General features: G+C 44.7%; 24 protein-coding genes and 2 tRNA genes. 22 read left to right on the forward strand and 4 right to left on the reverse strand.

Annotated elements, in window-relative coordinates; translation table 11 throughout:
* The first annotated feature begins 45 nt into the window (after window positions 1–45).
* Window positions 46–1,476 (forward strand): bifunctional ADP-dependent NAD(P)H-hydrate dehydratase/NAD(P)H-hydrate epimerase, encoded by a 1,431-nt coding sequence (locus ASG02_RS01405; protein ID WP_056060155.1) that lies wholly within the window; start codon window positions 46–48, stop codon window positions 1,474–1,476.
* A gap of 151 nt (window positions 1,477–1,627) precedes the next feature.
* The gene (locus tag ASG02_RS01410) at window positions 1,628–3,457 is read left to right on the forward strand and encodes a GGDEF domain-containing phosphodiesterase (RefSeq protein WP_056060158.1); all 1,830 of its coding nucleotides are present in this window, start codon (window positions 1,628–1,630) and stop codon (window positions 3,455–3,457) included.
* 60 nt (window positions 3,458–3,517) lie between these two features.
* Here ASG02_RS01410 and ASG02_RS01415 read toward each other — a convergent pair whose 3' ends face one another.
* The 4 genes from ASG02_RS01415 to ASG02_RS01430 form a co-directional block, all read right to left on the reverse strand.
* Window positions 3,518–4,597 carry a diguanylate cyclase gene (locus ASG02_RS01415; RefSeq protein WP_056060160.1) on the reverse strand — a complete coding sequence of 360 codons (1,080 nt, stop codon included), beginning with the start codon at window positions 4,595–4,597 and terminating at the stop codon, window positions 3,518–3,520.
* A 98-nt stretch (window positions 4,598–4,695) separates the two neighbouring features.
* Complete coding sequence (locus ASG02_RS15640; RefSeq protein WP_231496878.1) at window positions 4,696–5,265, reverse strand: hypothetical protein; 570 nt, start codon at window positions 5,263–5,265, stop codon at window positions 4,696–4,698.
* Between the two features lie 98 nt (window positions 5,266–5,363).
* Window positions 5,364–6,473, reverse strand: coding sequence for a flavodoxin-dependent (E)-4-hydroxy-3-methylbut-2-enyl-diphosphate synthase (gene ispG, locus ASG02_RS01425; protein ID WP_035409173.1), 1,110 nt, complete (start codon window positions 6,471–6,473; stop codon window positions 5,364–5,366).
* Between the two features lie 167 nt (window positions 6,474–6,640).
* Window positions 6,641–7,126 (reverse strand): hypothetical protein, encoded by a 486-nt coding sequence (locus ASG02_RS01430; RefSeq protein WP_056060164.1) that lies wholly within the window; start codon window positions 7,124–7,126, stop codon window positions 6,641–6,643.
* 207 nt (window positions 7,127–7,333) lie between these two features.
* Here ASG02_RS01430 and ASG02_RS01435 point away from each other — a divergent pair, with 207 nt between their 5' ends.
* The 20 genes from ASG02_RS01435 (at window position 7,334) to ASG02_RS01530 (ending at window position 26,361) form a co-directional block, all read left to right on the forward strand.
* Complete coding sequence (locus ASG02_RS01435) at window positions 7,334–8,977, forward strand: Na/Pi cotransporter family protein (protein WP_056060168.1); 1,644 nt, start codon at window positions 7,334–7,336, stop codon at window positions 8,975–8,977.
* Window positions 8,978–9,104: 127 nt separating this feature from the next.
* Window positions 9,105–9,178, forward strand: a tRNA-Met gene (locus ASG02_RS01440).
* Between the two features lie 11 nt (window positions 9,179–9,189).
* A tRNA-Ile gene (locus ASG02_RS01445) sits at window positions 9,190–9,263 on the forward strand.
* 115 nt (window positions 9,264–9,378) lie between these two features.
* The gene (locus tag ASG02_RS01450) at window positions 9,379–10,839 is read left to right on the forward strand and encodes an alpha-amylase (protein ID WP_056060171.1); all 1,461 of its coding nucleotides are present in this window, start codon (window positions 9,379–9,381) and stop codon (window positions 10,837–10,839) included.
* Between the two features lie 93 nt (window positions 10,840–10,932).
* Window positions 10,933–11,541 carry a superoxide dismutase gene (locus tag ASG02_RS01455; protein WP_035409166.1) on the forward strand — a complete coding sequence of 203 codons (609 nt, stop codon included), beginning with the start codon at window positions 10,933–10,935 and terminating at the stop codon, window positions 11,539–11,541.
* Window positions 11,542–11,674: 133 nt separating this feature from the next.
* Window positions 11,675–13,747, forward strand: a complete 2,073-nt coding sequence (locus tag ASG02_RS01460) for a penicillin-binding protein 2 (RefSeq protein ID WP_056060174.1) — start codon at window positions 11,675–11,677, stop codon at window positions 13,745–13,747.
* Between the two features lie 227 nt (window positions 13,748–13,974).
* On the forward strand, window positions 13,975–14,919 hold the full coding sequence (locus ASG02_RS01465; protein WP_035409162.1) for a PstS family phosphate ABC transporter substrate-binding protein: 945 nt from the start codon (window positions 13,975–13,977) through the stop codon (window positions 14,917–14,919).
* 89 nt (window positions 14,920–15,008) lie between these two features.
* Window positions 15,009–15,950 (forward strand): phosphate ABC transporter permease subunit PstC, encoded by a 942-nt coding sequence (gene pstC, locus ASG02_RS01470; protein WP_035409160.1) that lies wholly within the window; start codon window positions 15,009–15,011, stop codon window positions 15,948–15,950.
* Window position 15,951: 1 nt separating this feature from the next.
* Window positions 15,952–16,860: a phosphate ABC transporter permease PstA gene (gene pstA / locus ASG02_RS01475; protein WP_035409158.1), complete on the forward strand. Its 909-nt coding sequence runs from the start codon at window positions 15,952–15,954 to the stop codon at window positions 16,858–16,860.
* 95 nt (window positions 16,861–16,955) lie between these two features.
* Entirely contained in the window at window positions 16,956–17,732 is a 777-nt protein-coding gene (pstB, locus tag ASG02_RS01480; RefSeq protein ID WP_052019099.1) for a phosphate ABC transporter ATP-binding protein PstB, read from the forward strand.
* Window positions 17,733–17,750: 18 nt separating this feature from the next.
* A complete protein-coding gene (phoU, locus tag ASG02_RS01485) occupies window positions 17,751–18,413 on the forward strand; it encodes a phosphate signaling complex protein PhoU (RefSeq protein ID WP_035409154.1) in 663 nt (220 codons plus the stop codon).
* A 107-nt stretch (window positions 18,414–18,520) separates the two neighbouring features.
* The gene (locus ASG02_RS01490) at window positions 18,521–19,246 is read left to right on the forward strand and encodes a DUF4912 domain-containing protein (RefSeq protein ID WP_056060176.1); all 726 of its coding nucleotides are present in this window, start codon (window positions 18,521–18,523) and stop codon (window positions 19,244–19,246) included.
* Window positions 19,247–19,277: 31 nt separating this feature from the next.
* Window positions 19,278–21,461 (forward strand): 1,4-alpha-glucan branching protein domain-containing protein, encoded by a 2,184-nt coding sequence (locus ASG02_RS01495; protein ID WP_035409150.1) that lies wholly within the window; start codon window positions 19,278–19,280, stop codon window positions 21,459–21,461.
* 104 nt (window positions 21,462–21,565) lie between these two features.
* A complete protein-coding gene (gene rpmG, locus ASG02_RS01500; protein ID WP_012369771.1) occupies window positions 21,566–21,715 on the forward strand; it encodes a 50S ribosomal protein L33 in 150 nt (49 codons plus the stop codon).
* A gap of 57 nt (window positions 21,716–21,772) precedes the next feature.
* Complete coding sequence (locus ASG02_RS01505) at window positions 21,773–22,318, forward strand: 5-formyltetrahydrofolate cyclo-ligase (protein ID WP_056060179.1); 546 nt, start codon at window positions 21,773–21,775, stop codon at window positions 22,316–22,318.
* Window positions 22,312–23,091: a DUF92 domain-containing protein gene (locus ASG02_RS01510; protein WP_056060181.1), complete on the forward strand. Its 780-nt coding sequence runs from the start codon at window positions 22,312–22,314 to the stop codon at window positions 23,089–23,091. Before ASG02_RS01505 ends, ASG02_RS01510 begins: the two co-directional genes overlap by 7 nt.
* 163 nt (window positions 23,092–23,254) lie before the next feature.
* Complete coding sequence (locus ASG02_RS01515) at window positions 23,255–24,211, forward strand: L-lactate dehydrogenase (RefSeq protein WP_056060185.1); 957 nt, start codon at window positions 23,255–23,257, stop codon at window positions 24,209–24,211.
* Between the two features lie 255 nt (window positions 24,212–24,466).
* Window positions 24,467–24,976, forward strand: coding sequence for a GNAT family N-acetyltransferase (locus ASG02_RS01520; protein ID WP_035409143.1), 510 nt, complete (start codon window positions 24,467–24,469; stop codon window positions 24,974–24,976).
* A gap of 160 nt (window positions 24,977–25,136) precedes the next feature.
* Complete coding sequence (locus ASG02_RS01525; RefSeq protein ID WP_082478637.1) at window positions 25,137–26,174, forward strand: M42 family metallopeptidase; 1,038 nt, start codon at window positions 25,137–25,139, stop codon at window positions 26,172–26,174.
* Window positions 26,158–26,361: a YqgQ family protein gene (locus tag ASG02_RS01530; protein ID WP_035409139.1), complete on the forward strand. Its 204-nt coding sequence runs from the start codon at window positions 26,158–26,160 to the stop codon at window positions 26,359–26,361. Before ASG02_RS01525 ends, ASG02_RS01530 begins: the two co-directional genes overlap by 17 nt.
* Window positions 26,362–26,404 lie beyond the last annotated feature (43 nt).

The following is a 26,404-nucleotide window of genomic DNA, read 5'->3' on the forward strand; positions in this document are numbered from 1 at the left end:
TAGTCCTGATTAAAACGGGAATAGTCGAACAGAGGTGATGAGATGATGATTTATGATACACAGGAAGCACGACAAATTGATGAGTGGGCACGGACATCTGGGCTACCGCTCGAGGTGTTAATGGAGCGAGCCGGAAGTCAGATCGCAACACAGATTAAAACGCGCCATTCGAAGAGGGAACGAATACTAATTTTGTGTGGAACCGGCAATAATGGTGGGGATGGTTATGTCATTGGTCGCGAACTGATACGTGACGGATTCGATGTCACGCTATTCACTCCGTTTGGAAAGAGTCGTTCGGATATTGCAACGATTCATACTCATTATGCAGAAGCGTTCGGACTTGTAGCCGAAAAACCATGTGGTCGATATGATGTCATTTTGGATGCCTTATACGGTACTGGATTTGATCCAGGTCGGATTAATCCGGAATTCGAGGCGCAGTGTACATTCGTATCGGAACAAAAGCAGCAAGGAGCACGCATCTATGCAATAGATGTACCGAGCGGTGTGCCGACGGACCATACTATAGGATTCAAAGAGATAGCGATTCGAGCAGATGCGACATTTCAATTGCATGCGATGAAACGATCTACCTTTTTGATACGGACGGCACCGTTTTATGGAGAATCAGAAACGCTAGATATCGGATTACCGGCTTTTGGTGAATGGCGTGTCTCACCGAAGGATCTGGCTTCCTTGTTTAAGCGGGAACCATACGGTCACAAGGGGACATACGGAACGGCATTATTGATTGGAGGAAGTGACACGATGCCGGGATCCATTCAACTTGCGACACGGGCAGCCCTAAGAACGGGAGTCGGTAAACTACAAGTCGCGACGACGTCACTTGCGAAACAGGGGATCGTCGTCCAAGCACCGGAAGCGATGGTCGTGGACCAGACGTTACCGGCGATTCAGAACGTGCTATCTTCCATATCAGCAGTTGGAATCGGTCCTGGTTTATCGCAAGAAGTAGCCGAAACATGGGTGGATCATCTACTTGAGAGTGATTTACCGGTAGTATTAGATGCCGGAGCACTAATAAAAGAAAGTTACCCAGAACGAACCGCGCCGATCATCGTCACACCGCATATTGGCGAATTCGCTCGGATGACGAATCAGACTGTTGCAAGTATTCAAGATGATCTATTCGGTCAAGCAACTGAGTATGCCGTCTTGCATCAAGTAACTGTCGTTTTGAAATCCCATGTCATTTTAATCGCTAAACCAGATGGAGGTGGGTTTGTCATCTCTGGTGCATCGAGTGGTCTCGCAAAGGGAGGAAGCGGGGATACCTTGTTTGGAATTTTAACGAGTCTCCTTGCGCAACATCCATCAGGAGATGTCGAAAAAACGCTAGCGCTAGGAGCGGAGTGGTATGCGTGTGCTTCAAAACAAGTTGAACGACGATTACATCCAAGTAGTTTGTTAGCAACGGATGTCATCGAAGAGTTAGGACGATTTGGGTTATAGGACAATAAATGTTAGAGAAAAGTCTTCCATGACATGTATGAGGGAAGACTTTTCTTTTTAGGAAAGAATTGACACATTCGATACGATAGGAGTATCATCAAGCGATGTCGAAACCTATATACGAAAAAACTAATGGAAAGGAGGGAAATACATGGAGGACATTGTTCGGAAACAACAATGGTGGATCGGAAATTTTGCCCTTTTCATGATGCTTGTTGGCGCTTTAATCATTTATACGACGACGGAAGAGACGATCAAGAATGCATATTTAAGTCGTTCTGTCATTATTTCATTTTTAGTCCTCATGGGGATTTTTATTTTTTATATCAGTCGTCGTAAGATGGACGTGGTGTTGCAAACCCACTTATTGTCCTTGATGTTGCTCGTTGTTCCAATCACTTCGATTAGTTTTTTACCTTATGCGGCGGTCACCGTTTGGGCTAGCAGTTTTTTGTTTTTAATGATCGCTTTGATTTCGTATCAACGAATCATGATGTGGTACGCCATCATCATTGCCATCGCAACTAGTTTTTACGTCATGTGGAATGCCGATACCATGACGGTGAAAATTGATCCGACTGATCATTATGGACGAATTGGCATGATTATAATTGGTGTTTCCATCGCCCTTGTCATCAATCACTTGCATATCCGTAATTTAAATCGTTTGAATGATTTGGCGATACAACTACACGATACGGCACGCTGTGACGAAGAAACAGGTGTTTTGAATCGTCAAGGATTGAACGAAGTCGATTTCCCAAGACCTGAAAAACAGCTCATTTTTGTCGGGATTCATTTAGAAAATTATTATGAGTTGGCACGGTATTTTGGAGAAGACATTCAGTCACAAGTGTTACGAGCATGTATTGAACGGCTCAAGCGAAAACTACCTCCTTATCAAGCGTTTGCTCGAATCGAAGCAGGAACGTTATTGATCGTCATGAAAAAGCCGGACAAGGTGGCATGTAAGGAAGCGATGGAAAAATTGAGTCAAGAAATTTCCATACCTTACGAAATCGAAGGGCATCATGTCTACGTCAACATATCCATCGTCATCGATAATGGAGAAGGGGCGACGGACAATCGGAAGCGTCGAGTACAGCAGTTATTGACTGCGCTACAGGAAGCCGCTCAACAAAATGAACGTGTGATGTGCATTGACCAAGCCTGGCGAAAGGATCAAGAATTGCGAGTCAAAGCAGCACAATCATTAGCACAGGCTAATATTGAAACGGACTTTCACCTCGTCTATCAATTGCAGTACGATGTTCGATCAGAACAATTCATTGGTCTTGAAGCATTGGTTCGCTGGAAGACCTCGTTGCAAGGAGCTGATCGACCATCCGTCTTCATCCCGATTGCTGAAAAAAGTGACTTGATGATTCGTCTAGGAGAATGGATTTTTGAGGAAGGGTGTAAGACGCGTAAAGCATTGATCGGTCTCGTTCCGGATGAATTTACCTTATCGGTTAACGTATCGCCACGACAATTGACGAGTGAGTCATTCATGCCATTCATTGAACGAACGCTACTCAAGTATGCACTAAAGCCGCAACAGATTAAGATCGAGATCACGGAAAGTCAGTCGCTTGATTTTGAGAGTCAATCGATTCATCGAGCGCTCAAGCGCATCAAAACACTCGATTTTCCAGTTTCTCTTGATGATTTCGGGACTGGTCATGCCTCGTATCACGTCCTCGAACGTTTATTACCGTTACGTCAATTAAAGATTCCAAAGCAATTCATTGAACAAATCGGAGCATCAGAGAAACGACAATCGATCCTTGAGTCGATTTTTCAATTGAGTCAGTCGATGCATGTCGAATGTATCGTCGAGGGGGTAGAGACGGGAGAAGAAGTACGCATTGCCAAAGAAATCGGGATTCATTTGTTCCAAGGCTACTTCTTCGCTAAACCGGTACCACTCGAAGAAATCATCTGTCTACTACAAAAAACGAATGAAGGAACGATTCATTAATACCTAAAAAGCCACTTCAGTCCGAACCTTTCGGAGAGAAGTGGCTTTTTCATACAGTATTTATGATTGGTACAGTCGATATTGATTTCGACCTTGTGTTTTTGCTTCATACAAAGCAATATCTGCTTGCTTGAAGACCGTTTCAGCGGGTTGATGATGAGCGTAAGCAATTCCAGCAGATACCGTGATCGATACAGCGTGATCCTGCATGACAAATGGCGTTTGTTGAACGGCTGCCACGATTGTTTCTGCTAAATGAATAGGTTCGTAAAGGTCACAATCTGGAATGATGACGATGAACTCTTCACCGCCATATCGACCAACCGTGATAGGTGCGGGACAATGTTCATTCAATACAATCGAAAAATGGCGCAAGACGGCGTCGCCGCCGGCGTGACCATGCGTGTCATTCACACTCTTGAAGTGATCTAAGTCAAACAAGATGACGCCCCAAGAAGCTCTGTTTTTTTCAAGCGTCGTGACCTTTTCCAAAATGACATGTCGATTCGCAAGCCTTGTTAATTGATCGGTCGAAGCGAGATAGGATTGATAAGAGTAAAGAACAAAATGTTGTTGCAGGAGTAGTGACAAACGATAAAACAAAAAGGCTCCGCCAATCGTTAAGACGAAATAAGGAATATAAATCGTCCTCCAGGCATCTACAGGGGAATTACTTGTAATCAGTCGCCAAAGAACAAGTAGAGAACCGACTGTCACGATGGCGGTAAAAAAATATCCTTGCCGTGTAATGAACCGACGACAAATAAATGACAGCATCAAAAAACCGAGTAGCGTCATGACAGAACTAAGTAGGGCATTTATAGAATCGCCATTATCGATTAAAAAACGATAAATCAAAAGCATTAATCCCGTCACTGTGATACTGATGTTACCACCGAATAAAGCGGATAAAGCGAGAGGTAACAAACGCAAATCAATCAGTGCGCCGTTTAAATCGATCGCATGATGCATAAGAAGAATACCGGTGATCCCATTAGCAAAACCAAAATACAGCCGAGTAGATATCATCGAGTCGGGTTGAATCGGTAAACGATCACGAAGCAGATAAAAGGCGAACGTAGAAACGAGAAAAATAATACAAATATTAATAAAAAAGATATTCACTGTAGCAAGCATCATGAAGCACTTCCTATTTTAAAATTTAAAACGAAAATCATTGTAAGATATCTCAGAGTTCAATAACATGAAAAACGGAAAAAACAGCCTAATCGGCTGTTTTAACGAATCGGTGCAAATTTTTGAATCTCTTGAACAGCCTCATTCCATGAAGCGACACGAATAACATTATTCGGTACGGCTTTACGGTTATAAGGTGCGTCGAACAAAATCACAGGGATGAATGTATCTTCTGCAATCTGCACAGCATTCTCTAATCGATCTTCCATAAACAAATCGAGTGATAAATCACGGACGACTTGTACTTTGTCGTGTGATCCCGTCATGATTAAGGAATCAAGAGGAAGTTCATGTTGTTTGATCCACTCTTCAGTTACAGGACGAACGAGTTCCGATCGTGCTGTCACGTAATGGAGATCATATTGCTTCCGCAAATTCCATAAGTGGTGGCGAACATGTTCTTGAGGGATGGACTCACGATAAATTCCTGACTCGTGACCGGAGTTCACCATGTAGTCCCAAAATTCGATTTGATTCATATCCGTATACGTATGCAATTCATATTCAGACGCCTGATTGAAGTCAATCGACGTTCCGAGATGTTTATTCATGTAAGTGAAGCAAGAGGATGGATGTGTGATCGTTCCATCGATGTCGATTCCAATTTTCATTTACAGTCACCCACGTTCTAAGAATTTTTCTTCACTTAGTATAACATAGTCGAAATCGAGATACGAAAAAAGACTCCTCATCAAAGAGGAGCCCTATCTTATACGTGATTTGCTTTTTCGGCTTCTTTTTCAGCCTGTTTTTCGAGGACGATGGCATCGATCTCTTTTTTCAATTCTTCGACCATTGTTGCTTCTGGTACTTTACGAATGATTTCTCCGTGGCGGAACAACAATCCTTCGTTGCGAGCGCCAGCGATACCGATATCGGCTTCACGTGCTTCACCAGGACCGTTGACTGCACAACCAAGAACAGCAACTTTGATGTTCGCTTGGATATTTTCGATATAGTCTTCGATTTCTGCAGCGATCGACATCAAATCGATTTCGATCCGACCACATGTTGGACATGAGATCAATGTCGCAGCGTTGGCTGCGAGACCAAATGATTTCAAGACTTCTTTTGCGACTTTTACTTCTTCGACAGGGTCCGCTGAAAGAGATACACGAACCGTATTTCCGATTCCGCGTGAGAGGATCGCTCCAAGTCCTGCTGCTGATTTTAATGAACCAGAACGAAGTGGACCCGATTCCGTAATCCCTACGTGAAGTGGATAGTCAAACGATTCAGAAGCAAGTTGATATGCTTCAAGCGCCAACTGTACGTCTGATGCTTTCAATGAAACGATGATGTCATGGAAGTCGAGGTCTTCAAGGATCTTGATGTGGTGCAAGGCACTTTCGACCATACCACGTGCTGTTGGATAACCGTATTTTTCGAGAATGTGCTTTTCGAGTGAACCAGCGTTTACCCCAATACGGATTGGGATGTTTTTCGCTTTTGCTGCTGTCACGACGGCTTCGACTTTTTCGCGGCGACCGATATTACCTGGGTTGATCCGGATTTTATCGACGCCAGCTTCGATCGCCATGAGCGCGAGTTTATAGTTGAAGTGGATGTCTACGACAAGCGGGATGTTGATTCGGCTTTTGATTTCTGCAAGTGCGAGCGCATCACGTTCTTCTGGACAAGCGACGCGGACGATTTGGCAACCAGCTTCTTCAAGACGTAGGATTTCAGCGACTGTCGCTTCGACGTCGTGTGTTTTAGTTGTCGTCATACTTTGGATGATGACTTCATTATTTCCACCAATGACAAGGTCCCCTACACGAACGGGACGAGTCTTAGAGCGATGGACCATTTTCGGCATATCGAAAATCTCCTTTTGTGGCATACCGCCATATTGTTTATGTTTACCTTTTCTATCATATCGAACTATTCCCTAAAAATCGAGAAACAAGAACGAAAATCGAACATTTACAATTGTTTAATGAAAGTAAGGCGTCCGTCAATCCGTCGGACGCCTGATTTTGATACTCATCGAGATTTACGTGACGCGCGAGGTTTCGGGGAACGGGCAATCCATAATGGCACCAACGTGTAAATGAAGTGCCCGAGGATGAGTAAAGCAACTCCTATTTGATGATGCCCCAATTGGTAAAGAAGCATGCCAAGGGGGAAGGTCCATAGATTCGTTGCAACCGTATAAGGGAACGTCTGACGATATGCCCATGGACGGGGGAGTAACAGACGAACGAATCCTTTCGTCAGATATGCCATCAAGAGCAAATACAGTAAGACCGCAATAGCGATGAAGATGAAGTGGAGAACGAACCAAATCACGATTGGAATATTTTTTTGTAAAAAGAAGGAATCGATGATCGTCGTCCATAGTGAAATCCAAGCCAATCCACAGAAATACAAAGAAACATCTGATAGACGAAGTCGTAAAAACGAGCGGTTTGGAATTAATGAAGTTTGTAAGTAATTAATGAGTTGACGTAAAAAAGACAAGAATATCACTCTTTCCATTGTTTTATAACAGATTTTTTGGTTTGTCTATTTGTTCATAAATAAAGGAATTATTGTAGTGGTACAGATTAATAAAACCTTAACAATTGGATGTCGGGAAAACTGTTTACAAGTTCATTAGACCTTTACATAATAGGGGGGTCGAAAAAATAAACTTTACAAACACATCAATCCACATCAAATAAAGGAGCTGGCAAGATGAACTATGATTTGCAGGAAATGATTTTTACCTTCATCGGTGGACTTGGGATTTTCCTTTTCGGTATTAAGTATATGGGAGATGGTCTCCAAAAAACAGCGGGAGACCGATTACGTTATATCCTCGATAAGTATACGACGAATCCACTATTAGGTATCTTAGCAGGTATCGTCGTCACGATATTGATTCAATCGTCATCCGGTACGACTGTCATCGTCGTCGGACTCGTGAGTGCAGGTCTGATGAATTTACGACAAGCAATTGGTGTCGTCATGGGAGCGAACATCGGTACGACGATCACGGCCTTTATCATCGGGTTCAATGTTAAAGAAGCGGCACTTCCGGCAATCGCCATTGGTGCTTTCTTGATCTTCTTCTTCAATAAAGAACGTGTTCAGTATATCGGACAGATTTTCTTTGGTTTCGGTGCATTGTTTTACGGTCTCACATTGATGGGGGACGGGATGGCTCCGCTCGAATCAAGTGCCTGGTTCCGAGAGTTGACTGTCTCGATGTCGGATAACCCATTGCTTGGTGTATTCGTCGGAACTATCTTTACAGTTCTTGTTCAGTCGTCATCTGCGACGATTGGTATCTTACAGGAGTTGTATGCTGGTGACATGATCGATATCAAAGCGGCACTACCGGTCTTGTTCGGTGATAACATTGGAACAACGATTACGGCAGTACTTGCAGCACTTGGTGCGTCGATCGCAGCCAAACGGACAGCCGCCGCACACGTCATCTTCAATATCATCGGAACAATTTTGTTCTTGATCGCATTACCAGTGTTCTCAAGCTTCATCGCATGGATTACAGACGCGCTCGGTTTAGAACCGAAAATGCAAATTGCTTTTGCACACGGAACGTTCAATGTCGTCAACACATTGATTCAATGTTGGTTCATCGCACAAATCGCATGGCTCGTTCAAAAAATCGTACCAGGTACGGATACGACGATCGATTCAAAACCGCGTCATCTCGATCAAAACATCTTAAATCAATCTTCTGCGCTTGCCTTAAACCAAGCGAAACTTGAAGTTTTGCGTATGGGTGAATTCTCAAAAGACGCACTTGCAAAAGCACACCGTTACACGCAATCGCATGATAAAAAAGATGTTTCAGAATCCGAGCAGATTGAATATGCGATCAACTACCTGAATACAGAAGTGACGAGTTATCTCGTTAAAATAGCAGCACATGATTTATCAGAACGTGAATCAAACGATCATTCGTTATTGATGCACGCCGTCAATGACTTTGAGCGGATTGGTGATCATGTTGAGAATATCGTTGAATTAATCGACTTCCAGATCGTCAACCGGATTCAGTTCACCACATCTGCGAAGCGAGAGCTTGATGAGATGTATGTCCTGACACAAGAAATCGTCTCTTGTGCGATTCGCGCCGTCGAAGAAGACGATGTCACGCGGGCACGAAAAGTTCTTGAACTTGAAGGGAAACTTGATGCATTCGAACGTTCATTCCGTAAACATCATGTACTTCGCGTGAATGCTGGTGAATGTACAGGACAAGCGGGAATGATCTTCGTCGACTTACTTTCAAACCTTGAACGAATCGGCGATCACGCTGTGAACATCACGGATCTCGTCCTTGAACAGCGGACAGCATTAATGAACTAAGCGTAGACTTATTTTAAAACAGCTGATTTCGAAAAAAAATGAAATCAGCTGTTTATTTTTTTGAAATAGCATATTGACAAGTTTCGTCACATCTCGTAATCTAATAAGAGTAAGAAACATACATCATGGCGGTGTAGCTCAGCTGGCTAGAGCGTACGGTTCATACCCGTGAGGTCGTGGGTTCGACTCCCTCCGCCGCTACTATTACTTAAGGACCCTTAGCTCAGCTGGTTAGAGCTGACGGCTCATAACCGTCCGGTCGCAGGTTCGAGTCCTGCAGGGTCCATTTGGTTGAACGCTTCTCGTTGCAAACGGGAAGCGTTTATTTTTGTTCGCTCGGGGAATAGTAAAGGTATTGTAATAATATTCATACTATAGTAACTAAGGGAGAGCGAAGAGAGATGGAACGTAACCATACGATGATGCAGTTTTTCGAGTGGCATGTAGAGAATGATGGAAAGCACTGGCAACGTTTGAAAGAACGAGCGCCTGAATTGCGTGCTGCTGGCATCACGTCCGTGTGGATTCCCCCAGCATCGAAAGGTCAGTCGGATGAAGATACAGGATACGGCATCTATGATGTCTATGACTTAGGCGAGTTCGATCAAAAAGGAACGGTCCGGACGAAATATGGCACAAAGGATGAACTGGTCGAAGCAATCGAAGTTGCCCATGAGAACGATATCGCTGTTTATGCGGATGTTGTCATGAACCATAAAGCTGCAGCAGACGAACTCGAAACGATTAAAGTAGTGGAAGTCAATCCAGAAGACCGATCGAAAGAAATTTCAGAAGAGTTTGAAATCGATGCGTGGACGAAGTTTACTTTCCCAGGTCGTAATGGAAAGTATTCGGATTTCGTCTGGACACACGAATTCTTCAATGGAACGGATTTTGACGCGCGCGAAGAAAAAACAGGGATCTTTAAGATTTCCGGAAATAATAAAGATTGGAACAACCAAGTAGATGATGAGTTCGGCAATTATGATTACCTCATGTTTGCAAACATCGACTACAATCATCCGACGGTACGGGAAGAAATGATCCGTTGGGGACACTGGTTCAAGGACACGATCGATTGCCAAGGCTTCCGTCTTGATGCAATCAAGCATATCAACTATGAATTTGTCCGTGAATTCGCGAAATCGATGATGGAAAGCAGCGAAGGCGATTTTTACATGGTCGGCGAGTTTTGGAAGTCAGATCTCGACGATTGCCGTCATTTCCTAGACAGTGTCGACTACACGATTGATTTGTTTGATGTTCCGCTTCATTATAAATTCCATGAAGCTTCCAAGCAGGGAGAAAAATTTGATTTAACGACATTGTTTGCGGATACGCTCGTCGAGTCGCATCCGACGAATGCCGTGACGTTCGTCGACAATCACGATTCACAGCCTGGCGAGTCGCTAGAATCATGGGTGGATGACTGGTTCAAGCAACATGCCTATGCATCGATCTTGTTACGTAAGGACGGATATCCATGTGTCTTTTACGGGGATTACTATGGCGTCCAAGGACCGACCCCTGTCGAAGGAAAAAAAGAGATGATCAATGCCCTGCTCTATACGCGCTATCATAAAGCATACGGAGAACAACAGGATTATCTTGATGACCCGCACTGTGTAGGCTGGGTTCGTCTTGGTGTCGATGAGATCGAGAACTCAGGTTGTGCCGTGTTGCTTTCGAACGCCGACATGTGCGAGAAACGCATGTTCGTCGGTGAAGAGCGTGCGGGTCAAGAATGGTTCGACTATACAAACCATCAAGATCATCCAGTCGTGATTGACGAAGAAGGATTTGGTGTCTTCCCGGTTCCGGGCGGAGGCGTCTCTGTTTTTGCTCCGCGAGAAGTCGAGTAAATCCGAGGGTCTTGACTTGCGTCAACACAGGTACTTTTGCTAGTCTTAAAGGGTATTGAAGTTTTCGAAAATAGCACAAAGGGGGACATGAACATGTCAAAATTTGAATTACCAGAACTCGGCTACGCTTATGATGCGCTTGAGCCACATATCGATGCTCGTACGATGGAGATTCACCACACGAAACACCACAACACGTATGTCACGAACGTGAATACGGCGCTTGAGGGTACAGAACATGAAGGAAAGTCACTTGAAGAACTTCTTCAAAACTTGGATGCTCTCCCAGCAAACATTCAAACTGCAGTCCGTAACAACGGTGGCGGTCACTGGAACCACTCATTCTTCTGGAAATTGTTGAAGAAGAACGATGGCGCTGCTCCAACAGGGGAACTTGCAACAGCAATCGACGAAGCATTCGGATCATTTGATGCATTCAAAGATGCGTTCGCAAAAGCAGCAACAACTCGTTTCGGTTCTGGTTGGGCTTGGTTGATCGTTGACGGTGGGAAATTGGCAGTCGTTTCGACTCCAAACCAAGATACACCAGTCATGGAAGGCAAAACGCCAATCCTTGGTCTTGATGTTTGGGAACATGCATACTATCTCAACTATCAAAACCGTCGTCCGGATTACATCAATGCATTCTTCAACGTCGTTGATTGGGACCACGTAGCGAAGCTTTACGCTGACGCGAAGTAATGGAAAGAAGCGTATCGTTCAATTGTGAACGATACGCTTTTTTTAATGCGGAAAATCATGGGATAGGTTGTTATGGAAAGTTTCCTTCTATATAATGAAACAAGATGACTTTTGAACGATAGGGGAGTACGCCATGGCTAAACGAATCACCGTACGAGGAAGACGGCGTAATCATCTGCCGCTTCGTCTGAATTTAATGTTCTTCGTCGTTTTTTTATTGTTTGCGATTTTGATTTTCCGTCTAGGAGTCGTTCAAATCGTCAATGGTGAAAAAATTTCGCGGGAAGTCCAAAAAACGGAGATGACTGCATCAAAGTATGAAGTACCACGTGGTAAGATTTATGACCGGGATGGTCGTCTACTTGTCGATACAATTTCTAAATACTCCATTGTATATCGTCGCGCACAATCGACGAAAGTAGATGAACGTATTGAAATCGCGCAGCGTCTCGCAGCAATCATTGATCTGCCTAAAAAAGACTGGAAAGTCACGGAACGTGACATCAAGGATTTTTGGGTCGCGACGAACACGGAAGAGTCGGATCGTCGTTACCAAGCAGCAGTGAAAAAGAAGTATCCTTCAACGGAAGCACAAAGTAAGCTTTCGATTGCGGAACAAGATCAAATCCGCCTGGATGCGATCACGAAAAAAGATATTGATTACGATGATAAGACGATGGAAGTCATTGCGATCAAACATAACATGGAAGTCGGTTATGCGCTTGATCCACAACTCGTCAAGCTCGGTGCGTCTGCAAAAGAGATGGCAATCATCGATGAAAATTTAGAAGATTTGAAAGGTGTATCGGTTGAACCGTTTTACGAACGCTCTTATCCGTATGAAGGAACACTTCGAAACATCTTCGGAAAGTACTCGAAGATTCCGGCAGAACAACAAGCGGAGTTCAAAGCAAAAGGATATAGTTTGAATGATCGTGTCGGGACTTCGTTCCTTGAGCAACAGTACGAAGATCTTCTGCGCGGGAAACCGGCATACGATGTGTACGAAACGTTTAATGGAGAACCGGTCGGTGATCCAAAACGTGAAGAAGGCGAGTCCGGGAAGGACCTCGTTCTAACCGTTGATGCGGAATACAATAAAAAAGTAGATCAAATCATGCAACAAGCGATCAAAATGGGTCGTGGCATGGGTAGTCGTTATTTAAAAGAAGGATATGCCGTCGTCATGAATCCACAAACTGGTGAGATTTTAGCGATGTCAGGTCAAAAGCTTGATCCTTCGACTGGAAAGTTCACGGATGTAGCGATTAATAATGTCTTGACGTCTCTTCAAATCGGTTCAACGATCAAGGGTGCGACAGTTGCGATGGGACTACAGGAAGGTGTCATTCGTCAAAACGAAGTCATCAACGATGCGCCGATCACAATCGGAGGTACAAAAAAAGGATCATATGTTAACATGGGACCGATTACGGATTTAACGGCGCTTGAGCGCTCGTCGAACGTCTATATGTTTAACATTGCGATGCGGATGGCGAAATATCCGAGCAATGGGATTGCTGGTGCGAGCGTGGATGGAGCAGCTGCCATCATGCAGAATTACTATAGTCAGTTCGGTCTTGGGGTGACGACAGGTGTTGATTTGCCTTACGAAGCAAAAGGTGTTCAAGGGACGCCAGACCGTGTCACGTTGTTGATGGACCGAGTCATTGGTCAGTACGATGCCTTTACGCCGCTTCAAGTCGCGCAGTACATTTCAACACTTGCGAACGGTGGTTATCGAGTTCAGCCTCACTTCTTAAAAGAAGTATTGGCGTCGAACTCGATTGAAAAGGGTACGAAAAAAGTCGATTACAGCTTTAAAACGAATTATCTGAACCGGATTGAAGTCAGTCAAGATAATATTGATCATGTCCGGGAAGGGTTGCACCGTGTTGTAAAAGGTGAGCGTGGTACAGCCAAAGTCATCGCACAAACTGGAATCGATGCTGCAGCAAAAACAGGTACTGCACAGGTCAGCGTCTATGGGGATGACGGAATCGCCTTACGTGACGGAAGCGGGCAACCGGTTCGTTCATTGAACTCGAATCTTGTCGGTTGGGCACCGTATGACAATCCAGAGATGGCGTGGGCCGTGTTCCTTCCTTATATGGAACAAGAGACTGTCAACTCGAAAATCGGTCATGATCTTGTCAAAGCGTACTTCAACGTAAAGGACGTACCGTGGCAGACTAAGCCAAATTAACTAGAAACTAAGCGAGGGTGAGCAATCACTCTCGTTTTTTTTTGTTTGTATTGACCTTTTTTTGTAATGGATTTCGAATTGTAAACACTAAAAAACACGCCTTTACAATTCTTTTACGTTGGATTCATTTCGTTTTAATAGTTCATCCGTAGTATAAGTCTTGTAAGGAAAACGGATAAAAAGTCGTAGCATCGTCAGCGACATACTTTCGAGGAGGAAAATTAATCATGTCTTGGATGAAAAAAACAGCACTCATTACAACGGTAGCATCAATCGCAGTAGTGGGGGCAGCATGTGGTAACGATAAAGGCGGTTCTGCTAGTTCATCTGATTTAAAAGGGAAAATCGCAATCGACGGTTCTTCTACAGTCTTCCCGATCATGGAAGCTGTCGGTGAAGAATATTCAACGGAACAACCTGACGTAAATGTCACAGTCGGTGTCTCTGGTACGGGTGGCGGATTCAAACGCTTCGTCGTCGGTGAAACGGATCTCTCGAACGCATCGCGTGAAATTAAAGAAGAAGAAGCAGCTGAAGCGAAAAAGAACAACATCGAATATACAAAACTTTCACTTGCATATGATGGTCTAACTGTTGCAGTCAGCAAAGATAATACATGGGTAAAAGAACTCTCGCTTGATCAACTCGAAAAGATTTGGCTCGACCCAAACGTTAAGACTTGGAAAGATGTTGATTCTTCTTATCCGGCTGAACCACTGAAGTTCTTCAGCCCAGGGAAAGATTCAGGAACATTCGACTTCTTCTCTGAAAAAGTACTTGAGAAGAAAGACATGCGTAAAGACGTTCAACTGTCTGAGGACGATAACGTACTCGTCAAAGGGGTTGAAGGAACGAAAGGTGCGATCGGTTACTTCGGTTATGCCTACTACGCTGAAAATAAAGATAAGTTAAAAGAAGTACCACTTTCAGCTGAAGGAAAAGATGCTGTCGATCCAACACCAGAAACAATCAAGGATCTATCTTACCCGCTGTCACGTGAAATCTACACGTACGTCAACAACAAATCATTGAACGATAAAAAACAGGTGGCAGACTTCGTGAAATTCACGAACGAAAACGCTGGAGATTTAGCTGAAGAAGTCGGTTATATCAAAATGCCACAAGATCGTTACGATGAAAACACAAAAGCAATCGAAGATGCAATGAAATAATCATCGAGTCATGAGGATGGCCCAACCGGGGAAGTCTGTACCGGTTGGGTCCCGTTCTCATGTCAAGAAGGAGTAGGGAGCGAAGAAGGATGAATTCAACACCCAATAAATCGGTTCGCGAGCTGATTCAACAGAACCGACAGCAAAAATTCAGTGTGAAAAACGTCATGGAACGCATCATGCCGATCGTTTTATTCCTGTGTGCGTTCGTCTCGGTCGTTACGACCATCGGCATCATTCTCACGTTAGTCATTGAAACCGAGCATTTCTTTGAAGTCGTTCCGTTCAAGGAATTTTTCGGCAGTACGAGCTGGTATCCACTGAACTCTCAACCAGAGTATGGGATTTGGCCGCTTGTCGTCGGTACACTTGAGATTACCGTGATTGCGATGCTAGTTGCCGTGCCGATCGGCCTCACGTCTGCGATTTATTTAAGTGAGTATGCGTCAGACCGTGCACGCCGTATCTTAAAACCGATTTTAGAAGTCTTAGCTGGTGTTCCGACGATCGTTTTCGGATTCTTCGCGTTGACGTTCGTCACACCACTACTCGTTAAATTAATTCCAGGCATTCAAATCTACAATGCGCTCAGTCCGGGGATCGTCGTCGGTATCATGATCATTCCAATGATCGCCTCGATTTCTGAGGATGCGATGAGCTCTGTTCCTAAAAAAATTCGTGACGGTGCGCTTGCTCTTGGTTCGACACGTCTTGAAGTCGCATTAAAAGTCGTTGTTCCCGCTGCCTTGTCCGGAATCATTGCTTCAATCGTACTCGGAATGTCTCGGGCAATTGGTGAGACGATGATCGTGACGATCGCTGGTGGTTCGAATCCGACAGCTGCTGTTAATCCACTCGAGCCGGTCCAGACGATGACTGCGTATATCGTTCAGGTCGCTTTAGGCGATGCTGGATTTGGAACAGTTGAATATTACAGTATCTATGCGGTTGGTACGCTCTTGTTCGTCTTTACGTTATTGATGAACTTACTCGCGAACTGGATCACACGCCGCTTCAGAGAGGAGTATTAAGATGGCCTTACCAGAAAAGCAACCTGTCACAAAAAAATTCATCGACCCGGTCGCAGTTAAGAAATCCATTAGCCAACGCCTCGTCGTCAACAATGTAACGAAAGTCATTTTCCTCGTCGGTCTGTTTTTCGGTCTCGTCGTCTTAGGTATTCTCCTATTCGGCGTCATCCGTGACGGTGCTTCGTGGTTATCACTTGAATTTCTACAAAACGCACCATCTCGTCGTGCGGAACGTGCCGGAATCTATCCAGCGTTAATGGGATCGATCTTCTTGATGCTCCTGATCATCCCGATGATTTTCATCATTGGTGTTGGAGCAGCAATTTATTTAGAAGAATATGCAAAAAAGAGTCGGATGACATCGTTCATCGAGGTCAATATCTCGAACCTCGCAGGTGTTCCGTCGATCGTCTTTGGATTACTCGGATTAACGTTCTTCGTCCGTAATATGGGCTTCGGTTCGACGTTGATTGCTGGAGCTTTGACACTCGCATTGATGAGTCTTCCGGTCGTCATCGTTTCTTCTCAAGAAGCAATTCGCGCCGTGCCACAAGCGATGCGCCATGCATCACTCGCGCTCGGTGCATCGAAATGGCAAACGACGTTCAAAGTCGTTCTTCCGGCATCACTTCCGGGAGTCATTACAGGAATCATCTTAGCTGTATCCCGAGCGATCGGTGAGACAGCACCGTTGATCATGGTCGGAGCTGCCATTTTCATCGCCCGTGCGCCAGAAGGGATCTTTTCAGAGTTCACGGCATTACCGATTCAAATCTATAACTGGACAAGTCGTCCACAAGCGGACTTCCAAGGTCTTGCAGCAGCAGGAATCATCATCTTGATGGTCATTCTCTTGACGATGAACTCGCTTGCGATCTGGATCCGGAACCGATTTTCTAAACGCTATTAATCGAACGAGATAGAAGGGATTTCTTTTAAGGAGGAAGACAGATGATGGATACGAAGCTGAATACGAAATCAGTCGTCACAGAAGGGGCAGAGCGTATGAACCAACCAGTAGTAGCACGCGAGAGCGTCTATAACGTTAAAAATTTAAATTTATGGTACGGTGACGATCACGCGCTTAAAGATGTCAATCTTGATATCAAAAAAAATGAAGTTACGGCAATTATTGGACCGTCAGGATGCGGTAAATCGACATTCATCAAAACATTGAACCGGATGGTCGAACTCGTTCCGATCGTGCGGACGAATGGTGTCATTGAGTATCACGGACGTAATATCTTTGAAAAAGAGTATGGTGTTGAAGAATTACGGACGTCTGTCGGAATGGTCTTTCAGCAACCGAATCCATTCCCAAAATCAATTTACGATAACATCGCATATGGTCCACGTGTCCATGGCGTTAAAAACAAAAAAATCCTTGATGAGATCGTGGAACGTAGTTTACGCCGAGCAGCGATTTGGGATGAAGTCAAAGATCGCTTAAATGAAAATGCCTATGGTCTTTCGGGTGGTCAACAACAACGTCTCTGTATCGCGCGTTGCCTCGCGATCGAGCCGGATGTCATTTTGATGGATGAGCCGACATCGGCACTGGACCCGATTTCTACATTAAAAGTAGAAGAACTCGTCCAAGAGTTGAAATCGGACTACTCAATTATCATCGTCACGCACAACATGCAGCAAGCTGCACGTGTATCTGACAAAACAGCATTCTTCTTGAATGGTGAAGTCGTCGAGTTCGATCAAACAGACCGGATCTTTGGAAATCCGACCGACAAACGGACGGAAGATTACATTTCAGGACGATTCGGATAAGAAGGGGAGACGAGACGAATGGCAGCGAACCGTACAATTTTTGGAGAAAACCTTGCAATACTCGATCAAAAAGTCTTTTTACTAGCACGAAAAACGATGCAACAAATCGCAACGACAGCAGAGGCGCTCGAAAAATATGATCAAGATATCGCACGTGGTGTCATTGCGAACGACAATGAACTCGATGATCTTGAACTCGAAATCAACGATGATGCGATCCTCTTAATCGCGAAGCAACAACCAGTTGCGACGGATTTACGACGGATCATCACGGCGATGAAGATTTCATCGGATCTTGAGCGGATTGCGGATTATGCAGGAAATATTTCAAAAGCAGTCCTTCGTGTCGAAACATTTCCATACGTCATCGATATCTCCTTGTTGAAGGAAGCGTTTGAGACATTACTCGATATGACGGAAACCGCAATCGTTGCATATCGTGATGGAGATGTCGAAAAAGCAAAAGCACTGTCTGATCTCGACAATGTCATCGATGAGACGACATACAAGGCGCTCCGTCAGTATATGCGTCATATGTCCTTGCAACCGATCGTTGTCGATGAAGTCATGCAATTCACGAACATTTGCCGATATATCGAGCGAATGGGTGACCACTTGACGAACGTCGGGGAACATCTGATCTATCTCGAAAAAGGAAAACATTATGATTTAAATGGGTGAACTAAGTAGGCAGGAGGAATTTCCTCTGCCTACTTTTTTTGTAAAGGGATTCGAAACACGTTTGTAGAATAGGAAAGAAGTGAATAATGACAGAGAGGTGATTGGGAATGCTTGAGCAAATCATTAAAATGAAAGAACAAGGGCTGACAACAAAACAAATCGCAGCACAATTGGATACGACTGAAGGAAAAATTAAATATGCTTGGACCAAATATCGTAAATCATTGACAGATCAACCAACTGTAGAAGCACCGAAAGTAAAATCAAAAACTGTCAAACAGACCAAAAAGTCGACTGCACCGGTATTAGATGTCGTACCGTCTGTGCAAGTGATGCCATCACTCGAACGTGATGCGTTTGGAATGGCGACGCATTATGAAGATGATATTCTCCATGCGATCGTTCAGTCACCGACTGCGTTATATGTCTACTGGGAATTGTCTGAACTGTCGAAACAGTTGTTAGAAACGCATTATCACACGACATTTGATTCGTTCCGTAAAGAGTTACGCATCATTGACGTCACACTCGTCGATTACGAACAAGGACAAGCGAATCGTACGTATCAGTTCGAACTGCCTGAGATGACGAATGCTTGGTTCGTTCGACCAGTTGCCCCGAATACTACATACATCATTGAATGGGGCATTCAAACGATTGATGGAGATTTCGTTCCAGTACTACGTTCGAAACCAGTCGAGACACCACGTGACGAATCAGTCACAGACGGACGCTTCGCCGAAGTCGTGCATCATTGGCAATACGGTGAGGTCGAACAGCCGGAATGGGTCGAGGTATTACGCCCGTATTCTTATTTCGATCGCGTCCGATAATGGAATTAGAGAGAGGAAAGGAAGAGAAGCTATGCGAAAAGGATATTTTTCACTCGTCTTACATGCACACTTACCATATATCCGTCATGAAGAGGCGCATCGTCTCGAGGAACGGTGGATGTATGAAGCGATTTCAGAAACCTACATTCCATTATTGTGGGAAGTCGACCGCTTATCACGTCCGCTCGGTTGGACAGTCAGTATTTCACCGCCGGTCATCGAGATGCTTGCCGATCCACTGATTCAAGACCGCTACATCGAGCATATCGAGGACACATTACGTTTGATTCGTCAGGAACTGGAACGAGAGCTTGACCAAAAGGAACGAGATGCTCTTTTATTCTATCAAGACCGCTATCAAGATTTATTGAATACGTTCCTTCACTGGGAAAAAGATTTGAACCGGGCATTCCGCCATTACAAAGAGCAAGGCTATCTTGATTTGATCACCTGTACGGCGACACACGGGTTCAGTCCTCACATGTTGTCTGAACAAGCGGCGCGCTCTGAAATTCAGACAGGCTTGAACTGTTTTGAACGCCATTACGGATTCCGTCCATCAGGTCTTTGGATGCCGGAATGTGCCTATACGCCAGGACTTGATCGGATTTTATATGAGGAAGGCATTCGCTATACGTTCGTCGATGAACATTCGATTTTAAACGCCGATCCAGCACCAAAACACGGAATCGGAGCACCCGTCTATTCTCCACACGGCGTAGCACTCTTCCCGCGTGATCAAATCATTTCCGGAAAAATCTGGAGTTCTGTCATCGGGTATCCGGGACATCCTGATTATCGTGAGTTTTATCGGGATCTCGCTTATGATCGAGAATGGGATCAAATTGCTGAGTTCATGCATCCGGAAGGCTTACGTTATGATACCGGGTTGAAATTGCATCGTGTAACAGGTGAGACGGATCAAAAAGACTATTACGTACGTGACTGGGCATGGCAACGAACAAGTGAGCATGCAGCAGATTTTGCTCAAGCACTTGGTGAACATTTAGATGCATATCAAGGACAAGACTTCCCGCCATTTCTCGTCACAGCACCATTTGATGCTGAATTGTTTGGTCACTGGTGGTTCGAAGGACCTGATTTCCTTGGTAAAGCGATGGAACGTCTAGAGGATCAGGCGATTGAGTCGATTTCACCAGCTATGTTCCTCGAACGTCACTTCCAAGACATCGATACGGCACATGTCGCGATGGGAACGTGGGGACGAAAAGGCTATGCGGAAGTCTGGATCAACGAGCGCAACGACTGGATGATTCGCCATCTCCACCAGCTCGAAAAGAGACTAGCAGGAATCGTTGCGCGAAATCGTCATCAAGATGCATTGACTGTCAAGGCGAAACGCCAGCTCATTCGAGAATATCTACTTGCTGTCTCAAGTGACTGGCCGTTCATTTTAGACGGACAGACGACAGCACAGTACGCTGCGAACCGGTTCCGTGAGCATATCTTACGTTTTGAAGAAACCGAACGTCGTCTCGATGCACAAGAATTAACGATGGACTGGTTGGAAGGGCGTTATCAACAATATCCGTTCTTGCAAGATGAAGACATTGAACCAGATGTTTTCTTAACGGCTCATGACTATTATGTTGCGGTCAAACGCGATGCTGCTTTGAACAAGGATGGTATTCTCATGTTCACTCGGGATTACGAACAATCTCACCGTCCAGTTCGTGATGTAGCTAGACGACTAGCGGCAGCGGGAGAGAACGTCTACGTCGTAACGGAACATCCTGAAGCGTATCGATTCGAGGAGGGTGTACATGTATACGGGGTACAAGTGACAGGTCTACCGCTCGTTCAAACATACAATCAACTGGCTGCGTTAAATCTAGCCTTCTTGCGTCAGGCGCAAGCCTTGGCGAAGATCGTTGACTTCCAAGTCGTCCATAACTTCAATATGGAAACAGCTTCAGCTGCCCAGGCAATCGCCAAGATGAAAGAGTTGCCACTCGTCAGTAATGTTTATGATGTCGAGAGTGAGCGTTCTCCGGATCGTTCAGGTGGTCTGGTCGTTGCGTTAAAACGACTTGAAGGAGACGCATTGCGTCAATCGGCTGTCGTTTATCTAGAACGGGAAGAGTCACGCAACGGGGTGGAACAGGAGTATCACGTTGAAAAGAAACCCCTTCGTTTTGAAGAGAACCTTGAAAAACCATATCAACACGTGACGAATCCGAAAAAGAACGGATGAACAGTTGCAATTCCTTTCCTTTCTTGGTACGATACTTGAGTATGCTTAACCTTATGTAAAGCAAAATCACTTGATACATCGAGAGCTAGATAGGAGGGAATTCCATGCGCGTTAAAATCACATTAGCTTGCACTGAAACTGGTGACCGTACTTATATCACTAAAAAGAACAAGCGTAACAACCCAGAGCGTCTTGAGTTGAAGAAATACAACCCACGTCTCCGTAAACACACACTTCACCGTGAAGTGAAATAATTGAGATGGAAGCCGTCACTTCGTGTGATGGCTTTTTTTGTGGAAAGGAAGACAGTTATGAACAAACAAAAAGTACGCCGTCTGATCAAAGAAAGATTAGATGTGATGGAGAACCGTGCTGAAAAGGAACGGTTAATACACGAACATGTTTTGTTATTGCCTGAATGGCAACAAGCGACTTGTGTCGCAATCACGTTAGCATTTCGAAATGAATGTGATACAAGCATATTGATTAAACAAGCGTGGCAAGAGGACAAGACGGTCTTGATACCGAAAGTAGTCGGAGAAGAGATGGTCTTTTATGAATACAGACCAGAAGATCAATTGCAGCATAATCAGATGGGAATCGCAGAACCAATGGATTCAGCTCGTCGCACTACACTTGATCAAGCGGGATTTTGTCTCGTTCCGGGACGCGCCTATCGACGGGATGGCTATCGCTTAGGGTGGGGAGGCGGTTATTATGATCGTGCACTCGTGACATACACAGGTTGTAAAGTATCCATCGCCTTTTCAGAACAGCTCTTTCCAGATTTTGAAGTGGAAGACTTCGATATCCCAGTTGATCTCATCGTCACGGACCAAGAGGTTATCCGATGTTAAGTGTTACGATTTTATTTTGTCTCATTCTCGCCTGGACTGGACGATATTTTCGCTTGTTGACGACAAGCGGGGCTGTCTTGACAATGCTCGTCGGTAGTGGTGTCTCATTTGGATTCGGCTTGAAAGGTTTAGTGGTGCTCTTACTCTTCTTTGGCAGCTCGAGTCTTTTATCGAAAATTGGGCGTTCTAGAAAAAAATCCGTGGACGCGATCGTCGAAAAAGAGGGTGCACGTGACGGATGGCAAGTACTTGCGAATGGAGGAGTAGCGTTCGTCGCTGCTATAGCCTACGCCATGACGATGAATTTTGCGTATCTCTTGTTATTCCTATTCGTCATCGCGGCATCGAATGCCGATACATGGGCTTCGGAAATCGGTCCACTCTCAAGACGTGATCCATGGTCTTTGAAAACATTACGACGGGTACCAGCAGGAACGAGCGGAGCGATGTCGTTAATCGGAACGTTAGGAACAATTGCTGGAGCTGCGTTCATCGCTTTAGCAGCGCAGTGGATCTTCTCTCTTTCTTTGACAGAGGCCTTACTTGTGACAGGTATCGGTGTCCTTGGAAGTCTGCTCGATACACTATTTGGAGCAATGTGGCAACGCGTGTATGAATGTTCAGTTTGCGGGGAACGTACGGAAAAACGAGAGCATCATGGACAACCGACAGCTTACGTATCGGGTATTTGGTTTCTTGGAAATGATGCGGTAAACGTCATGACGAGTGGTCTAGCGAGTGGAATCGGGTTTATCATCGTCCGATTCTGGTAAGTGAAAAGTATGACAGGGTAATTCCTTATGTTAGGATATCGATGACACAAAATGGACAAATGTGATTAATTTCACATATTACAAAGAATGTGAAAGATGTTACAATTTATTTGTGAGATAGTTAACAAACTCTTAGAACGAATGAAAGGGTGGACATAACGAGATGGAATTACATGCGAAAGTAACACGGGTGGCGTTAATCGGAGCAGGTGCGGTCGGTTCAAGCTTTGCTTATCAGATGTCAACAGCCGGACTTTGTGAGGAACTTGTCATCATTGACGTCAATAAAGCAAAAGCAGAAGGTGAAGCGATGGACTTGAACCACGGAACCCCGTTTAGTTCTTCACCGATGCGGATCTGGGCTGGAGATTATATGGACTGCCGAGAGGCTGAGGTCGTCGTCATCACGGCGGGAGCTCCTCAAAAACCAGGAGAGACGAGACTCGATCTCGTCGCAAAGAATGCATTGATCATGAAAGAAATGATTCGTCAGATTATGGGTTCTGGTTTTGATGGTCTCATCGTCGTGGCTTCCAATCCGGTTGATATCATGGCACATCTGGCTTGGAAATATTCCGGTCTTCCAAAATCACGCGTATTTGGATCAGGAACGGTGCTCGATACAGCACGTCTGCGTCAAATGCTTGGAGAATACTTTCACATCGATTCTCGCAATGCCCATGCCTACATTCTTGGAGAACATGGAGATACGGAATTCGCTGCCTGGAGTAATAGCCGTATTTATGGAAAAACAATTGATGAACTACTTGCTGAGGACGATCGTTATTCTCAAGCAGACCTTGATCAAATCTATATCAACGTTCGGGATGCTGCCTATCATATTATCGAACGTAAAGGAGCAACTTATTATGCGATTGGACTTGGACTTGTTCGAATCGTGCGTGCCATCCTTGGGAACGAGAACTGTTTGTTGACGGTCGGGGCGTATGTAGATGGGCAGTACGGGATTTCCGGCATTCACATCGGAGTACCGGCGATCATCAATCGTCAAGGTGTGCGGGAAATCATTGAAGTCGCGTTGACGGAAGAAGAAATGAAGAAGTTTCATCATTCTGCTGATGTATTGCGTCAGACACTCGAACCTGTCTTGCAAGATTAACGGCGCAAAGCATGACGAAAACCTCATAAATAGAGAGCTTAAAAACTCAAATGGTGATCCTGTATCTTAGTGTCCACCTTTGAGTTTTTGTTATGAGAAAAAAAGAGGCAAACATCACTACTGTATTTAAGTGAAATTAAAAGAGAAAAAAATCTAGGTTTTATTTTACTAGAAAAGGGTTAAGTAAGAGATAGAAGCGTTTTTCCGTTATTATTTGTACGTCATGAAACCCAAAAAAGGAGAGAATCGACAGTCATGTATACTTTTCGAAAATTAACTAAAGAGGATGCAGAACAATACTGGAATCTACGCCTTGAGGGATTAAAGAATCATCCAGATGCGTTCGGTCATTCGTTTGACGATGAACAGCAAACCCCGCTCCGCGAAGTACGAGAAGGTCTAGAAGGAGAACCCGACTCCGATGAGATTTGGCTCGGTATGTTCGACGGCGATGTATTGTTTGGGTTTGGTCAGGTCAAGCCATATGAACTGTCACGTGAATCGCACAAAGCGATGATTTCCGGAGTATATGTTTCGCCTGCATATCGTGGAGGGACCGGTCGTGCTCTAATGGAGGCCTTGATCGACGAGGCGAAGAAGTTACCAGACGTTGAGCAAGTCATTCTTGCCGTATTATCAGGAAATGAAGCAGCGCAAAGTCTTTACGAATCGCTCGGCTTTGAAGTATATGCCGAAGATCCAGACTCCGTAAAATTAGAAGATGGCACATACCGTGATGATATTTGGATGAAAAAATACGTCTAAGTTCATTATATGGTGTGGACAAAAAGCTGTAGCAAAAAAGTGCTACAGCTTTTTCGCGTAGTGGATGTAGGATATCAGTACCGACAAAGAATGAATATTTGTTATCATGAAAACAAAGCGGATAGCACGTTGTAGTCCGATTGAAAGGGAGCGAATGAACATGAAAGAAGTCATACGTACGATTGAAGAGCTGGTCTCGATTCCAAGTCCGACAGGTTCGACGAAAGAAGCGATTACATACGTAGAAAAGCGATTGATGGCAGAAGGCATCACGTATCGAAAACTCGAGAAAGGAGCCATCTTAGCGACTTTGCCTGGTGCCTCAACTCGCACGCGGTTACTGACGGCACACGTCGATACATTAGGGGCAATGGTAAAAGAGATTTTACCAACGGGACGACTCAGTTTATCACAATTAGGGGGCTATGCTTGGACAGCGATCGAAGGAGAGAACTGTCTCGTGCATAAGATGGACGGTCAAACAATTTCCGGTACGGTTGTTTTCCATCATTCGAGTGTCCATACGTCACGCGAGACGAACAAAACGGAACGGTCCGCTGATAATATTGAAGTCCGACTTGATATTCGTTCGACGACAGCCGAAGAGACGCGCGTCGCGGGGATTGAAGTAGGAGACGTCGTGACGTTTGATCCGCGTTTCCTCTATACGGAAACTGGGTTTGTGAAATCGCGCCATCTCGATGATAAAGCATCGGTTGCTTTGTTGCTTGAATTGATTAAAGAATGGAAAACCATCGACCTGCCACACACGGTCCAGATCCTGATTTCAAATTACGAAGAGGTTGGGTTCGGTGGAAATGCTGGATTCACGGAAGAAGTCGCAGAATATATCGCGGTCGACATGGGTGCGTTAGGAGATGGTCAGCACTCTGACGAATTCACGGTCTCGATTTGTGCAAAAGATGGTTCCGGTCCGTATGACTTAGCGTTACGTCATCAGCTAACACGTCTAGCACAACGCAATAGTATCCCATATAAAGTTGATATTTATCCGTTCTATAGCTCGGACGCTTCGGCAGCAGTGCGTGCGGGACATGATGTTCGACACGGACTATTTGGTCCGGGGATTGAATCGAGCCATTCTTACGAACGAACACATGAGACGTCATTACAAGCGACCTATGATTTGCTACATGCGTATGTAAAGGAGCCGATGGTCGATGAAGACGCTGTATGATGTACAACAGTTACTTAAGACGTATGGAACATTCATCTATCTAGGAGATCGAGCATCAGATATTGCGATGATGATGCTCGAACTTGATGAATTGCAAGAAGCAGGCGTTTTGGAGCAACGTCAGTATGATTCAGCAAAACTCATCTTACGACATGAATTAAAACGTTCACAATCCGATAATGTTTAAGGTTGCGCAACCCTTTGCGCAATGCGAGTGTGTCCGTTAAAAT

Source organism: Exiguobacterium sp. Leaf196 (assembly GCF_001423965.1).
Lineage (GTDB): Bacteria > Bacillota > Bacilli > Exiguobacteriales > Exiguobacteriaceae > Exiguobacterium_A.

Coding starts and splice junctions, on each gene's coding strand:
- ASG02_RS01450 (WP_056060171.1), top strand. CDS start 9,379: ATGGAACGTAACCATACGATGATGCAGTTTTTCGAGTGGCATGTAGAG.
- ASG02_RS01410 (WP_056060158.1), top strand. CDS start 1,628: ATGGAGGACATTGTTCGGAAACAACAATGGTGGATCGGAAATTTTGCC.
- ASG02_RS01405 (WP_056060155.1), top strand. CDS start 46: ATGATTTATGATACACAGGAAGCACGACAAATTGATGAGTGGGCACGG.
- ASG02_RS01435 (WP_056060168.1), top strand. CDS start 7,334: ATGAACTATGATTTGCAGGAAATGATTTTTACCTTCATCGGTGGACTT.
- ispG (WP_035409173.1), bottom strand. CDS start 6,473: ATGCCGAAAATGGTCCATCGCTCTAAGACTCGTCCCGTTCGTGTAGGG.
- pstC (WP_035409160.1), top strand. CDS start 15,009: ATGAATTCAACACCCAATAAATCGGTTCGCGAGCTGATTCAACAGAAC.
- phoU (WP_035409154.1), top strand. CDS start 17,751: ATGGCAGCGAACCGTACAATTTTTGGAGAAAACCTTGCAATACTCGAT.
- ASG02_RS01415 (WP_056060160.1), bottom strand. CDS start 4,597: ATGATGCTTGCTACAGTGAATATCTTTTTTATTAATATTTGTATTATT.
- pstB (WP_052019099.1), top strand. CDS start 16,956: ATGAACCAACCAGTAGTAGCACGCGAGAGCGTCTATAACGTTAAAAAT.
- pstA (WP_035409158.1), top strand. CDS start 15,952: ATGGCCTTACCAGAAAAGCAACCTGTCACAAAAAAATTCATCGACCCG.
- ASG02_RS01460 (WP_056060174.1), top strand. CDS start 11,675: ATGGCTAAACGAATCACCGTACGAGGAAGACGGCGTAATCATCTGCCG.
- ASG02_RS15640 (WP_231496878.1), bottom strand. CDS start 5,265: ATGAAAATTGGAATCGACATCGATGGAACGATCACACATCCATCCTCT.
- ASG02_RS01530 (WP_035409139.1), top strand. CDS start 26,158: ATGAAGACGCTGTATGATGTACAACAGTTACTTAAGACGTATGGAACA.
- rpmG (WP_012369771.1), top strand. CDS start 21,566: ATGCGCGTTAAAATCACATTAGCTTGCACTGAAACTGGTGACCGTACT.
- ASG02_RS01490 (WP_056060176.1), top strand. CDS start 18,521: ATGCTTGAGCAAATCATTAAAATGAAAGAACAAGGGCTGACAACAAAA.
- ASG02_RS01465 (WP_035409162.1), top strand. CDS start 13,975: ATGTCTTGGATGAAAAAAACAGCACTCATTACAACGGTAGCATCAATC.
- ASG02_RS01505 (WP_056060179.1), top strand. CDS start 21,773: ATGAACAAACAAAAAGTACGCCGTCTGATCAAAGAAAGATTAGATGTG.
- ASG02_RS01525 (WP_082478637.1), top strand. CDS start 25,137: ATGAAAGAAGTCATACGTACGATTGAAGAGCTGGTCTCGATTCCAAGT.
- ASG02_RS01495 (WP_035409150.1), top strand. CDS start 19,278: ATGCGAAAAGGATATTTTTCACTCGTCTTACATGCACACTTACCATAT.
- ASG02_RS01510 (WP_056060181.1), top strand. CDS start 22,312: ATGTTAAGTGTTACGATTTTATTTTGTCTCATTCTCGCCTGGACTGGA.
- ASG02_RS01520 (WP_035409143.1), top strand. CDS start 24,467: ATGTATACTTTTCGAAAATTAACTAAAGAGGATGCAGAACAATACTGG.
- ASG02_RS01515 (WP_056060185.1), top strand. CDS start 23,255: ATGGAATTACATGCGAAAGTAACACGGGTGGCGTTAATCGGAGCAGGT.
- ASG02_RS01455 (WP_035409166.1), top strand. CDS start 10,933: ATGTCAAAATTTGAATTACCAGAACTCGGCTACGCTTATGATGCGCTT.